At 70.9% G+C, this 14,677-nt stretch carries 14 protein-coding genes; 12 read left to right on the plus strand and 2 right to left on the minus strand.

Features of this window, described 5'->3' with window-relative positions; all coding sequences use genetic code 11:
* Window positions 1-807, minus strand: an 807-nt coding sequence (locus CH341_RS18670; protein WP_170149704.1) for a hypothetical protein, incomplete at its 3' end; no start/stop codon positions are given.
* Between the two features lie 203 nt (window positions 808-1,010).
* On the opposite strand from CH341_RS18670, the gene CH341_RS18675 reads away from it, so the two are divergent.
* The 8 genes from CH341_RS18675 (at window position 1,011) to CH341_RS18710 (ending at window position 9,879) form a co-directional block, all read left to right on the plus strand.
* The gene (locus CH341_RS18675; protein WP_111420502.1) at window positions 1,011-1,400 is read left to right on the plus strand and encodes a gene transfer agent family protein; all 390 of its coding nucleotides are present in this window, start codon (window positions 1,011-1,013) and stop codon (window positions 1,398-1,400) included.
* The gene (locus tag CH341_RS18680; RefSeq protein ID WP_111420503.1) at window positions 1,397-1,597 is read left to right on the plus strand and encodes a rcc01693 family protein; all 201 of its coding nucleotides are present in this window, start codon (window positions 1,397-1,399) and stop codon (window positions 1,595-1,597) included. Before CH341_RS18675 ends, CH341_RS18680 begins: the two co-directional genes overlap by 4 nt.
* Window positions 1,590-2,225: a phage tail tape measure protein gene (locus tag CH341_RS18685; RefSeq protein WP_245431134.1), complete on the plus strand. Its 636-nt coding sequence runs from the start codon at window positions 1,590-1,592 to the stop codon at window positions 2,223-2,225. The genes CH341_RS18680 and CH341_RS18685 overlap by 8 nt, the downstream gene beginning before the upstream one ends.
* A 16-nt stretch (window positions 2,226-2,241) precedes the next feature.
* Window positions 2,242-2,880, plus strand: coding sequence for a DUF2460 domain-containing protein (locus CH341_RS18690; protein WP_111420504.1), 639 nt, complete (start codon window positions 2,242-2,244; stop codon window positions 2,878-2,880).
* 26 nt (window positions 2,881-2,906) lie between these two features.
* Window positions 2,907-3,758 (plus strand): DUF2163 domain-containing protein, encoded by an 852-nt coding sequence (locus CH341_RS18695; protein ID WP_111420514.1) that lies wholly within the window; start codon window positions 2,907-2,909, stop codon window positions 3,756-3,758.
* 256 nt (window positions 3,759-4,014) lie between these two features.
* Window positions 4,015-4,443, plus strand: coding sequence for an NlpC/P60 family protein (locus CH341_RS18700; protein ID WP_210208448.1), 429 nt, complete (start codon window positions 4,015-4,017; stop codon window positions 4,441-4,443).
* Window positions 4,444-4,525: 82 nt separating this feature from the next.
* Window positions 4,526-8,398 carry a baseplate multidomain protein megatron gene (locus tag CH341_RS18705; protein WP_111420506.1) on the plus strand — a complete coding sequence of 1,291 codons (3,873 nt, stop codon included), beginning with the start codon at window positions 4,526-4,528 and terminating at the stop codon, window positions 8,396-8,398.
* Window positions 8,399-8,421: 23 nt separating this feature from the next.
* Window positions 8,422-9,879, plus strand: coding sequence for a DUF2793 domain-containing protein (locus tag CH341_RS18710; RefSeq protein WP_111420507.1), 1,458 nt, complete (start codon window positions 8,422-8,424; stop codon window positions 9,877-9,879).
* 8 nt (window positions 9,880-9,887) lie between these two features.
* Here the strand turns inward: CH341_RS18710 and CH341_RS18715 are convergent, their stop codons facing one another.
* Window positions 9,888-11,516, minus strand: coding sequence for a hypothetical protein (locus tag CH341_RS18715; protein WP_111420508.1), 1,629 nt, complete (start codon window positions 11,514-11,516; stop codon window positions 9,888-9,890).
* A 259-nt stretch (window positions 11,517-11,775) separates the two neighbouring features.
* Between CH341_RS18715 and CH341_RS18720 the strand changes: the two genes are divergently transcribed.
* From CH341_RS18720 to CH341_RS18735, 4 genes are all read left to right on the plus strand, one after another.
* Window positions 11,776-12,549, plus strand: a complete 774-nt coding sequence (locus CH341_RS18720; RefSeq protein ID WP_111420509.1) for a glycoside hydrolase family 108 protein — start codon at window positions 11,776-11,778, stop codon at window positions 12,547-12,549.
* Window positions 12,536-13,150 (plus strand): 3TM-type holin, encoded by a 615-nt coding sequence (locus CH341_RS18725; RefSeq protein ID WP_111420510.1) that lies wholly within the window; start codon window positions 12,536-12,538, stop codon window positions 13,148-13,150. The genes CH341_RS18720 and CH341_RS18725 overlap by 14 nt, the downstream gene beginning before the upstream one ends.
* Window positions 13,151-13,374: 224 nt before the next feature.
* Window positions 13,375-13,788, plus strand: a complete 414-nt coding sequence (locus tag CH341_RS18730) for a PepSY domain-containing protein (RefSeq protein ID WP_111420511.1) — start codon at window positions 13,375-13,377, stop codon at window positions 13,786-13,788.
* Between the two features lie 138 nt (window positions 13,789-13,926).
* Complete coding sequence (locus CH341_RS18735) at window positions 13,927-14,601, plus strand: response regulator transcription factor (protein WP_111420512.1); 675 nt, start codon at window positions 13,927-13,929, stop codon at window positions 14,599-14,601.
* Window positions 14,602-14,677 lie beyond the last annotated feature (76 nt).

Raw genomic sequence — 14,677 nt, forward strand, 5'->3', positions numbered from 1 at the left:
GCGCTTCGCCACGAACTCCGGAGCGTAGAACCCGGTGCGGGCCTTCTCGATGGCGGCGCGCACGGGCGAGCCGGCCGCGACACCGAGCGTGACGCGGTCCATCATGTCGAAGCCGGCCCCGGCATGGCCGATGTTGCGCTGGAGCGTCTGCTGCGCCTCCGGGGCGAGGTGCCGTTTGCCGGCGAGCGCATTGGAGATCGCCACCGAAATCTCGCCGCCGTCGAGGCGGGCCAGCCAGGCCGCGTCCTTCAGGATCATCATCTGGTCCATGAAGGCGTCGCGGTTGCGGGTCGCCGCGTCGATCGCCGTGCTGGTCCGCAGCATCGAGTCGATCAGCGCGTCGGCGCTGGCGACGATCTCCTTGCCGAGATCGGCCCGGCGCTGCGCCTTCGGCTTCAGCACCTCGGCGGCCGCCTCCTTGTCGAGGGCGAGATAACGCTGGACCAGCGGCCCGAACTCCCGCGCGACGGCGTCGCGTCCCTCGAATTCGACGTCCGGCAGCAGCCGCGCCGCGCTCTGGAGCGCCGGATTGCCGGAGCCCCGCGCGTCCTCGATCTGCTTGAGCTGGGCGGCGTCGACGACGCCGTCGAAGGCGAGCGCCCGCGGCGTCAGGGCCCGCGCGAGCCGGAGATTGGACAGGCCGCGGAACAGGTCGCTCGACACCTCGGCGACGTCCGCCAGGCGCGTCGCGGTGCGCAGATTGCGCCAGGCGTCCATGGCCCCGGCCGCCAGGACCAGGACGACGACGGCCGACATGACGAGGATGATGGACTTCAGAAGGATATTCGAGGACACGCGATTGAACATCGGACCCTGCTCGGCATGAGAGTTGCGGAAAATACTGTCGGCTGTTCGTGTTAACCGGCCGTGAAAGATGGGAAAATCTGTACAGCGGAACGTATTCTCCGCCGCCTGGAGACAGAATTAGCCTCATCCCAAAACCAGCCACTTCGTATTAGGCGGGCGGCAGCCGTCGTGGGCGCCGTCGGCCGTCCGTCAGGAGGAGCGTCATGGCCAACCGTCACCGCGGCGAGATCGACGCCGAGATCGGAGGCACGCGGCGGCGCCTCGTGCTGACGCTCGGGGCGCTGGCCGAGCTCGAGGCCGCCTTCGGGGTCGACGACCTCGCGGCGCTGGCCGAGCGGTTCTCCGGGGGGCGGCTGGCGGCCCGCGACTTGGTCCGGGTCGTCGCGGCCGGGCTGCGCGGGGCCGGCGAGAGCGTCAGTGACGACGAGGTCGCGGCCATGACGGCGCCGGGCGGTGCGGCCGGCTTCGTGCGGATCGCGGCCGAGCTTCTGGCCGTGACGTTCGGCGACGCCGACCCGCAGGGCCGGGGGCCGCCGGACCGGGCAGGGGGCCACCCGGGCCCTCGCATGCCGCAGGATCCGCGGCGCGGGTGAGATCCCCGGCGGCGCCGTTTCCCTGGAACGAGGCGATCGGCATCGGCCTCGGTGTCCTGCGGCTTTCTCCCGACGCGTTCTGGACCATGACGCCGCGCGAGCTCGCGCTGGCGCTGCAGGCCCGCGGCCTCGGCGTCGCGGCGCCGCTAACCCGCGCGACCCTCGACGACCTGATCAGGAGACACCCCGATGGCTGAGAGCTGCGACGGCGAATGCATGGCCGAGTGCCCCTGCTTCGACGAAACGGACCGTAAGGCCAGGAAAACCTCCGAAGGTCTGCTCGAGATGCAGATCAACGCCAAGGCGTTTTCCAGCGCGATGTCGAGCGCGCTGGCGAGCGCGGTCACGGGCGGCAAGCAGCTCGACGACGTGCTGAAGTCGCTGGCGCTCCGTCTGTCCGACATGACCCTGAAGGCGGCGCTGACGCCGCTGACCAATGCGATCGCGACCGATATCTCCAAGCTGGTGGGCGGCTCGTCCGGGGGCTCGGCCGGCAGTTCGTCGGGAGGATTGTCATCCCTGCTCGGCCTCGCCGCCGCGACCGGCGCGATCAAGCCGTTCGCGGCCGGCGGGGTGATCGGCACGCCGACCTATTTTCCGCTCGCCGCCGGCGGGCTCGGGCTCGCCGGTGAAACCGGACCCGAGGCGATCGTCCCCTTGGCGCGCGGCTCGGACGGACGGCTCGGGGTCGCCGGCGGTGGCGCCGGGCCGACCCGGGTGACCATCAACATCGCGGCCCAGGACGCGGCGAGCTTCCGCGGCTCGGAGGTCTATCTCACGGGCCAGATCGCCCGTGCGGTCGCCCGCGGCCGCCGCGGCCTGTGACCGGCAGGAGCGACCCATGGCGACCTTCCACGAGGTGCTGTTCCCGCTCGACATCGCGCTGAGGAGCGCCGGCGGGCCGGAGCGCCGGACCGAGATCGTGACGCTCGGCTCCGGCCGCGAGGAGCGCAACGCGCGCTGGGCGCATTCGCGCCGACGATACGACGCCGGCTACGGCACCAAGACGGTCGCGGCGTTGTCGGCCGTGATCGCCTTCTTCGAGGAGCGGCGCGGACGCCTCCACGGCTTCCGCTGGCGCGACCGGCTCGACCACTCCTCGGCCGCGTCCGCGGCACCCGGCCCGCTCGACCAGCCGATCGGCACCGGCGACGGCACCACGGCGCGCTTTCCCCTGGTGAAGACCTATGGCGGGCTGCACGCGCCGTATCGCCGGCCGATCGAGAAGCCGGTCGCCGGCAGCGTGAGGATCGCGGTCGGCGGCCTCGTGCAGGCCGAGGGCACGCAGTTCGCCTGCGATCCGACCACCGGGCTGGTGACGTTCCTGGCCGGCCATGTGCCGGCGAGCGGCGCCGCCGTCACGGCCGGCTTCCTGTTCGACGTGCCGGTGCGGTTCGACACCGACTATCTCGAGATCGACCTCACCGCCTTCGAGGCCGGTGCGATCCCGAAAATTCCGCTGATCGAGATCCGCCCCTGACGCTCGGGCGGGACGTGGAGCCCATCATGAGAGAGATCCCGGCCGCTCTGCAGGACAAGCTCGACTCCGGCGTCACCACTTTGTGCCGTTGCTGGGTTCTTCGCCGTCCCGACGGCGTCGTGCTCGGCTTCACGGACCACGACGAGGATCTCGTCCTCGATGCGATGCCGTGCCGGGCCGGCAGCGGCCTCGACGCCTCGGAGGCGACCGCCCGGTTCGGGCTGCAGGTCGACGGCGGCGAGGTGTCGGGCGCGCTCGCCGACGAGGCGCTCTCCGAGGCCGATCTCGCCGCCGGGCGCTACGACGGCGCCACCGTCGAGACCTGGCTGGTCGATTGGAGCGAGCCCGGGCTGCGCGTGCTGCTCGCGGTCGCGACGCTGGGCGAGGTGCGGCGCGAGGACTGCGCCTTCACGGCGGAGCTGCGCTCGCTCGCCGAGAAGCTGGCGCAGGAGAGCGGGCGCCTCTACACGGCCGCCTGCACGGCCGATCTCGGCGACGCGCGGTGCGGGGTGGATCGTTCGGGTGCGGCGTTCCAGGCGAGCGGCAGCGTCGCCACGCTCGCCGGCACCTCGACGTTTCGGGCCGACGGGCTCGGCGATTTCGCCGACGGCTGGTTCACGGCCGGCCGGCTCGCCTTCACGAGCGGCGCCAATACGGGGCTCGCCAGCGAGGTGAAGCTGCATGCCGTCGATGCGGTCGGCGTCGGCGTGACGCTGTGGCAGGCGATGCCGGAGCCGATCGCGCCGGGCGACGCCTTCGTGATCACGGCCGGCTGCGACAAGCAGTTCGCCACCTGCCGCGACCGCTTCGCCAATGCGCAGAATTTCCGCGGCTTCCCGCACATCCCGGGCAACGATTACGTCATCGGCCACGCGTGAATGTCATCGAGAGTCTCTTCCGAGCTCAGTGCTCGTGGCAGCCCCCCACCCCCGACCCCTCCCCGCCACTCGCTTCGCGAACGGGGGGAGGGGAGTCGAGCCGCCTCGACTCTCTCTGTTCGCACACGGCGCTGCGGCTCCCCTCCTCCCACGCACGTCGTGCGTGATGGGGAGGGGTCGGGGGTGGGGGGCTCTTCAGGCCGAACTGATCACGAACAGCATATGGAGACTCGCCGTGTCCACGCTCCACGCCTCGATGCCGCGTGAAAACATCGTCGCCGAGGCGCGGAGCTGGATCGGCACGCCGTACCGGCATCAGGCCTCCCTGAAAGGGGTGGGCTGCGATTGCCTTGGGCTGGTGCGCGGGGTGTTTCGCGCGATCTGGGGCGATGAGCCCGAAGCGGTGCCGCCCTATACGCCGGACTGGGCGGAGGCGACCGGGCGGGACACGCTCTTCGCCGCTGCGACGCGCCATCTGATCACCATCGATCCGGTCGCGAGGCGGCCCGGCGACGTGCTGCTGTTCCGCTGGCGCGCCGGCCTGCCGGCCAAGCATGCCGCGATCGTCGTGTCGACCGCGACCATGGTCCACGCCCACGACGGCGCCTGCGTCGCCGAGGTCGCGCTGGCGCCCTGGTGGCGTCGCCGCATCGCCGGCGCGTTCCGCTTTCCGGGCGTGAGCTGATCACGTCGCGATTGATTGTCCCCACCGCGCCCGGAGCGGTGACGACACGCTCTCTCTCGGTCTCTCTCGGTCGGGTGCTCCCATGGCCTCCCTCGTTCTCTCGGTTGCCGGCGGTGCGGTCGGCGGTGCCGTGTTCGGTCCGGTCGGCGCGATCGCCGGCCGCATCGCCGGAGCCGTGGTCGGCAACACGCTCGACCATGCGCTGCTCGGCGGCGGCAGCGATCGCGTGATCGAAGGTCCGCGCCTCGCTGATCTCGACGTCATGGCGTCCACCGAGGGCGCGCCGATCCCGCGCGTCTACGGCCGCGCGCGCCTCGCCGGACAGGTGATCTGGGCGACGCCCATCGAGGAGGCCGCCAGCACCACCGAGGAGTCGTCCGGCGGCAAGGGCATGGGCTCCTCGGGCGGCACGACGTCCACGACCACCTACAGCTATTTCGCCGACATCGCGGTCGGGCTGTGCGAGGGGCCGATCGGCCGCGTCGGCCGCATCTGGGCGGACGGCGATCTGCTGGACGTCTCCGGCCTGACCATCCGGGTCCATCGCGGCGACGAGGACCAGACGGCCGATCCGCTGATCGTCGCGAAGCAGGGGAGCGACGGCACCCCGGCCTATCGCGGCCTCGCCTATGTGGTGTTCGAGCGGCTGCCGTTGGCACGCTACGGCAACCGCATCCCGCAGCTCGCCTTCGAGGTGATGCGGCCAGTCGGTGCGCTGGAGACGATGGTGCGCGCCGTCACGCTGATCCCCGGCTCGACCGAGTTCGGCTACGCGCCCGCCACCGTGGTGCAGCTCACCGGGCCCGGGCAGACGGCGGCGGAGAACCGCCACGTCACCACGGCGGCCTCGGATGTCGAGGCGGCGCTCGACGACTTGCAGGCGACGTGCCCGAATCTCCAGGAGGTCGCCGTCGTGGTCGCGTGGTTCGGCACCGATCTGCGCGCCGGCGCCTGCGAGATCGTGCCGGCCGTCGACTCCGCCATCAAGCGGACGCACCCGGTCTCCTGGTCGGTCGCCGGACTTTCGCGCGGCGCCGCCCGCGTCGTGTCGCAGGTCGACGGGCGCCCCGCCTTCGGCGGCACCCCGTCGGACGCGAGCGTGCGCGACCTGATCGCCGAGCTCAAGGCGCGCGGCCTGAAGGTCACGCTCTATCCGTTCGTGATGATGGACGTGCCGGCCGGCAGCGGGCGGCCCGATCCGTGGACCGGCGCCGCGTCGCAGCCGGCCTATCCGTGGCGCGGCCGGATCACCTGCGATCCGGCGCCGGGCCGCACCGGTTCGCCGGACGGCACCGCGGCCGTGCAGGCGCAGATCGATGCGTTCTTCTCCGGCGCCGATGAGGACGCGTGGTGCTACCGCGGCATGGTGCTGCATTATGCCGAGCTGGCGGCGGCCGCCGGCGGTGTCGCTGCATTCCTGATCGGCTCCGAGCTCGTCGGCCTCACGCGGCTGCGCAGCGCGTCCGGCGTCTACCCGGGCGTGACGGCGCTGGCGGCGCTCGCCGCCGACGTGAAAGCAATCCTCGGCCCCGGCACCTGCGTCACCTACGGGGCCGACTGGACCGAGTACGGCGCCCATGTGGTGGACGCGGCCGCGACCGAGGTGCGCTTTCCGCTCGATGCGCTGTGGGCCTCGCCGGCGATCGACGCGATCGGCATCGATTGGTACGCGCCGCTCGCCGACTGGCGCGACACCGCTGACCATCTCGACCGCGCGCTCGCGGACGACATCCACGATCGTGATTACCTCGCCCGCAATCTGCGGGCCGGCGAGGCCTTCGACTGGTTCTACGCCGACGAGACCGCGCGCCTCCTCCAGATCAGGACGCCGATCACCGACGGTCTCGGCCAGCCGTGGATGTTCCGGCAAAAGGATCTCTGGAGCTTCTGGCCGAACCCGCATCACGAGCGCGTCGGCGGCGTCGCGCTGGCGAGCCCGACCGCCTTCGTGCCGCGGTCGAAGCCGATCCGCCTCACCGAGGTCGGCTGCCCGGCGGTCGACAAGGGCGCCAACCAGCCGAGCGTGTTTCCCGACGCGAAATCGTCCGAGGGCGGCCGGCCGTGGTTCTCGACCGGCCGTCGCGACGACCTGATCCAGCGCCGGTTCCTCGAGGCCGTGCTCGCGACCTTCGATCCGGCGCACGGGGCGAGTCAGGAGACCAACCCGGTGTCGCCGCTCTATGGCGGCCGCATGGTCGATCCGGCGTCGATCACGCTGTGGACCTGGGACGCGCGGCCCTGGCCGCAGTTCCCGGCCGCGACCGACGTGTGGAGCGATGCGGTGAACTGGGAGACCGGCCACTGGCTGACCGGACGACTCGGCGCCTGTCCGCTGGATGGACTCGTCGCCGCGATCCTGGCCGACGCCGGCGTGTCGGATTGCGATACGCGTCGGCTCGGGGAGGGGCCCGACGGCGCCGTGATCGACCGGCCGATGACGCCGCGCGCCGCGATCGAGCCGCTCGCCGCGGCCTACGGCTTCGATGCGGTCGCGCAGGGCGACACGCTGCTGTTCCGGCCGCGCGGCCGTGCGCCTGTCGCCGAGATTCTCGAGGACGACCTGGTCGCGCCGGAACGTGGCGCCGCCGCGAAGCTGGTGCGGGCGCAGGAGACCGAGCTGCCGGTCGCCGTGTCGCTCGGCTTCACGGAGGCTGCGTCCGACTATCGGCGTGCCGCCGTGCAGTCGCGCCGGCTGGTCGGCGGTGCCGCCCGCATGCTGCAGGCCGACCTCGCCGTTGTGATGGAGCGGGGCGAGGCGGAGCGCCGCGCCGAGATCCGGCTTCAGGACATGTGGGCCGGGCGCGAGCGCGTGAGCTTCGCGCTGCCACCGTCGTGCCTGGCATTGATGCCCGGCGACGTCGTCGCGCTCACGGTCGCGGGCCGGCGGCGGCTCGTCGAGATCCAGGAGCTGGTCGATGCCGGCACCCGCGCCGTGACGGCGCAGTCGATCGATCCGGAGGTGTTCTCGCTGCCGCTGCCGGTGCGCCCGCGTCCGACGCCGCGCCTGCCGGATCCGGTCGGCCCGGCCGCCGTCGTGGCGCTGGACCTGCCGACCCTGCCGAGCGACAGCGGGACGGTGCTGACCCGCGTCGCCGTGCTGTCGGATCCGTGGCCCGGCCCGCTCGCGGTGTGGCGTGCTTTCGACGGCGCGACGTTCGAGCGGATCGCCACCGCCGCGGCGCCCGCCGTGATCGGCGAGACGCTCGATCCGGTGCCGGCCGGGCCGACCGGTCGGATCGATCGCCGCACCGCGTTCCGGGTGCGGCTGTTCGGCGGCGTCCTCGCCGCGATCGGCGACGCGGCGCTTCTGGCCGGCGGCAACGCCGCCGTGCTGGTCGGGCCGGACGGGCGTTGCGAGGTCTTCCAGTTCGCCGCGGCCGAGCTGGTCGGCGTGCGAACCTGGCGGTTGTCGCGGCTGCTGCGTGGGCAGGCCGGCACCGAGCATGCGGTGGCCGCGCCGCTCGCCGCCGGTGCGACCCTGGTGAAGCTCGACGACGTGCTGCTGCCGGTGGCGCGCGGCATCGACCTGCTCGGCCGCACCATGACGCTGCGCGTCGTCGCGGCGGATCGTTCTCACGGCGACGCCAGTGCGACCGAGATCGTGATCACGCCGCAGCCGACCGCGCTGCGCCCGCTGTCGCCGGTCCATGTGCGGGCCCGGCGCTCCGCCGAAGGCGTGCGGCTCTCCTGGATCCGCCGCACGCGCCGCGACGGCGATTCCTGGGACGTCGCCGACGTGCCGCTCGGCGAGGACGGCGAATCCTACGCGGTCGACATCTTGGCCGGCAGCACGGTGGTGCGGACCCTCGCGACCGCCGGGCCCGCCGTGCTCTACGCCGCCGCCGACGAGATCGCCGACTTCGGCGCGCCGCAGGCCGGCCTGTCGGTCCGGATCGCGCAGGTTTCCGCGGCGGTGGGCCGCGGCGTCGCGGCCGAAGCCGTGCTCGCCCTCTGACAATCCAAGCTCTGGAGACGCCGATGACCGACACGGTCCATCTCGGCCTGCCGCTGCTCGCCGCGGCGCAGGCCCAGAAGCACGTCACCCACAACGAGGCGCTGCAGCGCCTCGACGCGCTGGTGATGCTCGCGGTCCTGGATCGCGACCTGACGGCGCCGCCGGCCTCGCCCTCCGAGGGCGATCGTTATCTGGTGAAGGCTCCCGGCAGCGGCGGCTTCGCCGGCCGGGGCAATCACGTCGCGCATGTCGTCGACGGCGGCTGGGACTTTCTCGCGCCGGGCCCGGGCTGGATCTGCTGGGTCGCCGACGAGGCGGCGCTGCTGGTGTGGTCCGGCACCGCGTGGCTGTCGCTCCCCGAGGTGATCGGCAGCGGCGCCGCGCTGCAGAATCTGGCGCGGCTCGGGATCGGCACCACGGCCGACGCGGCCAATCCGCTCGCCGCCAAGCTCAACAACGCGCTGCTGGCCGCCAGGCGGAGCTCGGACGGCGGCGACGGCTCGCTGCGCCTGAAGCTCGACAAGGAGAGCGCCGACAAGACCGCGTCGCTGCTGTTCCAGGACGGCTGGTCGGGCCGCGCCGAGATCGGCCTCGCCGGCGACGACGATCTGCGCGTCAAGGTCTCGCCGGACGGCGCGACCTGGCTCGACGCGATCCGGATCGATCGCGGCACCGGCCGCGTCTCCTATCCGGCCTTCGGCGGGCCGCGCGAGGTGCTCACCGCCGACCGCACCTACTGGGTCCGCACCGATGGATCGAACGCCAACGACGGTCGCAGCGACACGCCGGCAGGCGCGTTCCTGACCTTCCAGCGCGCCGTCGACGTGGTGCGCCAGACCCTCGACCTCGCCGGCTTCCAGGTCACCATCCGGGCCGGAGGTGCCGGCGGAACCTTCACGGGGGGCGTCTCGGTGAACGGTCCGCTGGTCGGCGCCCGCGGGATGGACGCGCTCGTCCTCCTCGGCGACACCACCACGCCCGCCAATGTCGTGCTGCAGACCACCGACGCCCTCTCGGTCGTCCGCGCCTACCAGGGCGCCCAATTCTCCATCGCCGGCTTCAAGCTCACCTCCACCTCCGGCATCCTGCTGGACGCACTGAACTTCGGGGGGATCCGAGTCACGGGACGAATGGAATTCGGGAGCACCGCCAACGTCCATGTCTTCGGACGTCGGATGAGCTACATCGATCTGGGCAGCATGAGCTACACCATTTCAGGAGGCGGCCTCTACCATCTCCGGGCCACCAACAACTCGATCGTATCGGCTCAGAACGCGACTGTCTCTCTCGTCGGGTCTCCGGCCTTCACGGCCTTTATCAACGTATCGGCGATTTCGGAGGTGATCAGTGTCGGCGCCGCCTTTACCGGAGCAGCTACGGGTCTCCAATATTCGGGTGATACCAACAGCGCCCTGATCAACGGCGCGACCCTGATTCCGGGGTCCGGAAACACGTCCGCGACCGGCTTCCAGATTCAGTGACAGACCCGTTACTTCTGCGGCTCGACTGCGGAGCGGCTGGCGAAAACCACAGCGCCCGGACGATCCCAGATCAGCTCGTAACCGAGGCGCGCCAGGCCGGCGCGGTTCCGCTCGTCCATGCGCAGCCGATACACGACCGAGGGTGGCCGTTCTGCGAAATAACTGGCAAATGGCCCGTTGACCTTGCCTTCGATCGCGGCGACGAGGTCGAAGGAGACTCCATAATTGGACCGCGACGCTGGAAGAACCGCGATCGCCTGCTCCGCGATGCCTGCGAGGTCGATGAAGATGACTTGATCCGGCCCGAAGGAGCGCCGAAGAAAATACGGAAAGAAACCGGCTTGACCACTGGCCACAGTGACAGGTCCAGGTGTGGAGTGCACGATATCGGCGAGGGGACCCGCGATGAGTGGTGCCGTGTCCCGCATATCCCGATCGTGAGCACAGTTCCCGGACAGCATGTGATCCAGAAGTGCGTGGAGGTCGAACAGCGTTGTGACCGGTACGGGAGTCGCGCAATCACGTGGACTCGTAGCCCGAACCTGCGTGGCCGCAAGCACCGTCAGCGCGACCACTGATGCAGTTACCCACCGAGTGAAGGCACGCCCATTCAACCGGGCGACGAGGCGCGCAAGGATCAGGAACACGGCGATGTTCAAGAGCGGGATGACCGCGACCTCGAAACGGAAATACTCCATCCAGTTTCCACCCGAGAGAATGACGAACCCGCTTTGTCCGGCGGCGATGGCGCCGATGATGCCGAGCATCGTCCAGCCATTGGCGCCCTTGCGGCCACGGATGCCGTCAACCAACATCTTGCCGGTCGCGACTGCTGAGCAGGCCAGCGCGACGAGCTGAACATATCCCCAGGGTGAGGACGAGTAGTAGTCCGCGAGGTAGGAGACGCCCCGGCGGAGCGCCTCCGGGTTTGCTGCGACCTTCGCATAGACGGGATTGGGCCACGGCAGTCCAGTGAACCACCAGCGCAAGCCGATCGTGACCAGTAACACGACGAAGGGGACGCCGCAGCCGATCAGAATGAGCCGGAGCCGTCCGGCGATAGGCCGATTCAAAGCCAATACAAAAAAGGTCACCCCGATCGGCCAGAATCCCTCTGTCCTCGTAAGAACCAGGATCGCGGACCACAGCGCCAGAAAGCCGATCGATGGACGTGCGAGAATGGCCGCTTCCTCGATCACGCGGGCCAACGCGATTCCGAACAAGGTGAGAAAGAGTGCGTGATAGGGCGTTTCTAAACCGCCGAGCGTCCAATAGCGGAACGATGGGCACGCTGCTGTGGCGACGACGGCGGCGATGGCAAGTGGATCCGGCGCTATGGTCCCAAAAAATCGCACGCGGCTCCGCCAGATCACCCATAAGGTGGCGCAGCTCGCTAACAGTCCGATCAGCTTGGTAGCCAGAAGAGCCTGTTCTGGCGTGAGCCATCGGGTGGGCGCGGCGATCCATGCGGCCAAGTGCGACGAGGCAATTTCCTGGGGCTCGAAATTGTAGTTCACAAACCATTTGGTGAACGTGAAGGTTTGACCGGCCCAGAGCATGATGAAAGTGTCGTCGCGCCCTGCAGCGAGGAACGGAACGATCGAGAATACGACGAAGCCGATCGTCACGAGGATCATGCATGTCGGTCCGATCCATTCCGACCGGCTCGGCGTCGGTGCCACCCTGAGTTCCATCGCGTCTGCTCCCCACCACATCGGTCACTGTCGCGCTGCCGACAGGATCGGCTCGGCACGGCCAAATCGTCCTGTCTGGGGGAGCACTGAATCGGGTTTTCCCGGTGGGCTGTGCTCGGCCGCAACTTAGCAGACGTGTTCCGGTGTCGCTACCTCGACACCACCACCCGCCGATCTCCGGCGTCGTTCAGAGAGATCCGACATGGCAAAAGCGACTTATGAGGAGGCGCTGCGGCGTCTGCTCGTGCACGAGGGCGGCTACTGCGATCATCCGAGCGACCCGGGTGGGCCGACCAAGTACGGCATCACGATCTTCGACTATCGCAAGTACATCGACGCGCGCGGCACGGCGGCCGACGTGCGGGCCATGACGGTCGATCAGGCCAAGGCGATCTACCGGGCGCGCTACTGGGACGCGCAGCGCTGCGATGCCCTGCCGGCCGGGGTCGATTACGCGGTCTTCGACTACGGGGTGAACTCGGGCGTCGGCCGGTCGGGCCGGGTGCTGCGGCGGTTGCTGGGTCTGCCGGCCGACGGTCATGCCGTGACCGATGCCGTGATCGCGGCCGCGGCGGCGCGCGATCCGGCCCGGCTCGTGCAGGCGATCTGCGACGAGCGGCTGCGTTTCCTGAAATCGCTGCGGACCTGGCCGGTGTTCGGGGCAGGTTGGGGGCGCCGCGTCGCCGAGGTGCGGCGCGTGGCGCTCCGCATGGTGACGGGACGGCCGGCCGGTGCGGACACCAGGCGCGCCGGCCGTGCCATCGCGGCCGGCGGGGCCGCGGTGGGCGGCGCGGGCGGTCTCGCCCATCAGCACGGGGTGACGATCGAGGCGATCGTCGCCGTCCTGGTGCTCGCGGCGATGTCCGCCGGCGCGATCTGGTTGGTGCGCCGGTGGCGGGCCGGCCGCACGCCGACCGGCAAGGCGATGGAGCCGGACCTTCAACCCGCACAGGGAGGCCGACATGGACTGGCGTGATCTCGGCGGGGCCTTGGCGAAAGCCGGAGCTCCGATCATCGGCGCGGCGCTCGGCGGGCCGTTCGGCGGGCTGATCGGCCAGGCGATCGGCGGCGTCGTGGCGGACGCGCTCGGCGTCGAGGCGACGCCGGCGGCGGTCGACACGGCGATCCGCAACACCCCGGCCACCACCATCCAGGACAAGCTCGCGGCGGCCGAGAGCGAGGCGCAGGCCCGCTGGCCGGCGCTGGCCGAAATCGCCAAGGCCGAGGCCGAGGCGCAGGCCCGCGCGCTCGCCGAGACCAACGCGACCATGCGGGCCGAGCAGGCGTCCGGCGACGTGGTGCAGCGCTGGTGGCGTCCGCTCTACGCCTTCGAGCTGACCCTCGAATGCGCGGCGTTCTGGGCCGTGCTGACCGTCGCGCTGGCCCGCAGCGACACCGCCCCGCTCAACGCCGCCATCAATGCGACCGGGCTCCTGACGCTGTACTGGGGCGCGCGGTTCGCCGTGCTCGGCGTCTACGTCAACGGCCGCTCGCGCGAAAAGCAGGCGGCGCTGACCGGGGAGCCGGTCCCGGGCGTCGTCGGGGCCGTGGTCAAGGCGGTCCGGGGCCGGAAATGAGCAGGCCCGGCGGGCCCGGCTGGACAAGGCTCGCACGAATCGTCGACGCTCGGTCCGGCCGGTGCCGTGGACCATCCGGCATCGACCGGGCATTGCGGTGGGGACCGCCGTACCTACATCGGGACGAACGATCCGCCCGCCGACCCTATTGTCGACGCGGACCGGGTGCACATCTCCCGCCACCGTCCACACGGCGGGACCTTGACGGTCCGGCGAGGCACGACATGACGCCGCGAACACTTCTGGTTGCGCTCGGCACGGCGGTCTCGGCCGCCGCCCTGGGGGCGTGGGTGGGTCCCTGCGTGGCGGCCGACCCGGAGCCGCGGCCCGAGATGCGGCCCCAGTCCGTCGCCACTCCGGCCAAGCCGGAGGGCAACGGCACCACCGGGACGGCGACGCCCCCCGGGCTGCGCTGCCTCACCCGGGCCGAGCAGCGGGCGCGCAGCGCCGCCCATCAGGTGGTGCCGCTCGCCAAGGCGGCCCAGGCCGTGAAGGCGAAGCAGGGCGAGCTCCTGCGGGCGCGGCTGTGCGAGCAGAACGGCCGCCTCGTCTACCTGCTGACCGTGCTGCCGCGCGGCGGCAAGCTGGTCCGCGCCACCGTGGATGCCGGCACCGGCACCCTGGTCGGCGGGCCGTGAGCCGCGCTGCCGGCCGAGCACGGCCACATCGAACGAACTGAACACTTGGACACGCCTCCCCACTCGCATTAAGGAACACGCGGCCGCCGCCGTCCGGATCCGGAACCGGCCGGCGACGCTCCGAAAGGAACCGAGACCATGCGGCTCCTGGTCGTCGAGGACGATCCCGACCTCAATCGCCAGCTCGCCACCGCGCTGATCGACGCCGGTTACGTGGTGGACCGCGCCTCCGACGGCGAGGAGGGGCACTATCTCGGCGAGACCGAGCCCTACGACGCCATTATCCTGGACATCGGCCTGCCCAAGATGGATGGCCTCTCGGTGCTGGAATCCTGGCGCCGGGCGGGCCGCGTGATGCCGGTGCTGATGCTCACCGCGCGCGACCGCTGGAGCGACAAGGTGCAGGCCTTTGACGCCGGCGCGGACGACTACGTGGCGAAGCCGTTCCATCTCGAGGAGGTGCTGGCCCGCATCCGGGCGCTGCTGCGCCGCTCGGTCGGCCACGCCAAGAGCGAGTTCCTGTGCGGCCCGGTGCGGCTCGATTCGCGCACCGGCCGGGTCACGGTCGACGGCGCCCCGGTGAAGCTCACCTCGCACGAGTATCGGCTGCTCTCCTACCTGATGCACCATTCTGGCCGGGTGGTCTCGCGCACCGAGCTGGTCGAGCACCTCTACGACCAGGACTTCGACCGCGACTCCAACACCATCGAGGTGTTCGTCGGACGCATCCGCAAGAAGCTCGGCGTCGACGTGATCCAGACGGTGCGCGGCCTCGGCTACCTGCTGGCAGCGCCGACCGAGGGGCGCTCGTGATCGGCTCGGCCGAACGGCGCGGCATCCTCTGGCGCACCTCTCCCCTTTGGCGAGAGGTCGACGCGCGGAGCGCGTC

It is taken from the genome of Rhodoplanes roseus (assembly GCF_003258865.1).
In the GTDB taxonomy this organism is placed as follows: domain Bacteria; phylum Pseudomonadota; class Alphaproteobacteria; order Rhizobiales; family Xanthobacteraceae; genus Rhodoplanes; species Rhodoplanes roseus.

Coding starts and splice junctions, on each gene's coding strand:
- CH341_RS18685 (WP_245431134.1), top strand. CDS start 1,590: ATGGCTGAGAGCTGCGACGGCGAATGCATGGCCGAGTGCCCCTGCTTC.
- CH341_RS18735 (WP_111420512.1), top strand. CDS start 13,927: ATGCGGCTCCTGGTCGTCGAGGACGATCCCGACCTCAATCGCCAGCTC.
- CH341_RS18715 (WP_111420508.1), bottom strand. CDS start 11,516: ATGATCCTCGTGACGATCGGCTTCGTCGTATTCTCGATCGTTCCGTTC.
- CH341_RS18695 (WP_111420514.1), top strand. CDS start 2,907: ATGAGAGAGATCCCGGCCGCTCTGCAGGACAAGCTCGACTCCGGCGTC.
- CH341_RS18675 (WP_111420502.1), top strand. CDS start 1,011: ATGGCCAACCGTCACCGCGGCGAGATCGACGCCGAGATCGGAGGCACG.
- CH341_RS18700 (WP_210208448.1), top strand. CDS start 4,015: ATGCCGCGTGAAAACATCGTCGCCGAGGCGCGGAGCTGGATCGGCACG.
- CH341_RS18690 (WP_111420504.1), top strand. CDS start 2,242: ATGGCGACCTTCCACGAGGTGCTGTTCCCGCTCGACATCGCGCTGAGG.
- CH341_RS18725 (WP_111420510.1), top strand. CDS start 12,536: ATGGACTGGCGTGATCTCGGCGGGGCCTTGGCGAAAGCCGGAGCTCCG.
- CH341_RS18705 (WP_111420506.1), top strand. CDS start 4,526: ATGGCCTCCCTCGTTCTCTCGGTTGCCGGCGGTGCGGTCGGCGGTGCC.
- CH341_RS18720 (WP_111420509.1), top strand. CDS start 11,776: ATGGCAAAAGCGACTTATGAGGAGGCGCTGCGGCGTCTGCTCGTGCAC.
- CH341_RS18730 (WP_111420511.1), top strand. CDS start 13,375: ATGACGCCGCGAACACTTCTGGTTGCGCTCGGCACGGCGGTCTCGGCC.
- CH341_RS18710 (WP_111420507.1), top strand. CDS start 8,422: ATGACCGACACGGTCCATCTCGGCCTGCCGCTGCTCGCCGCGGCGCAG.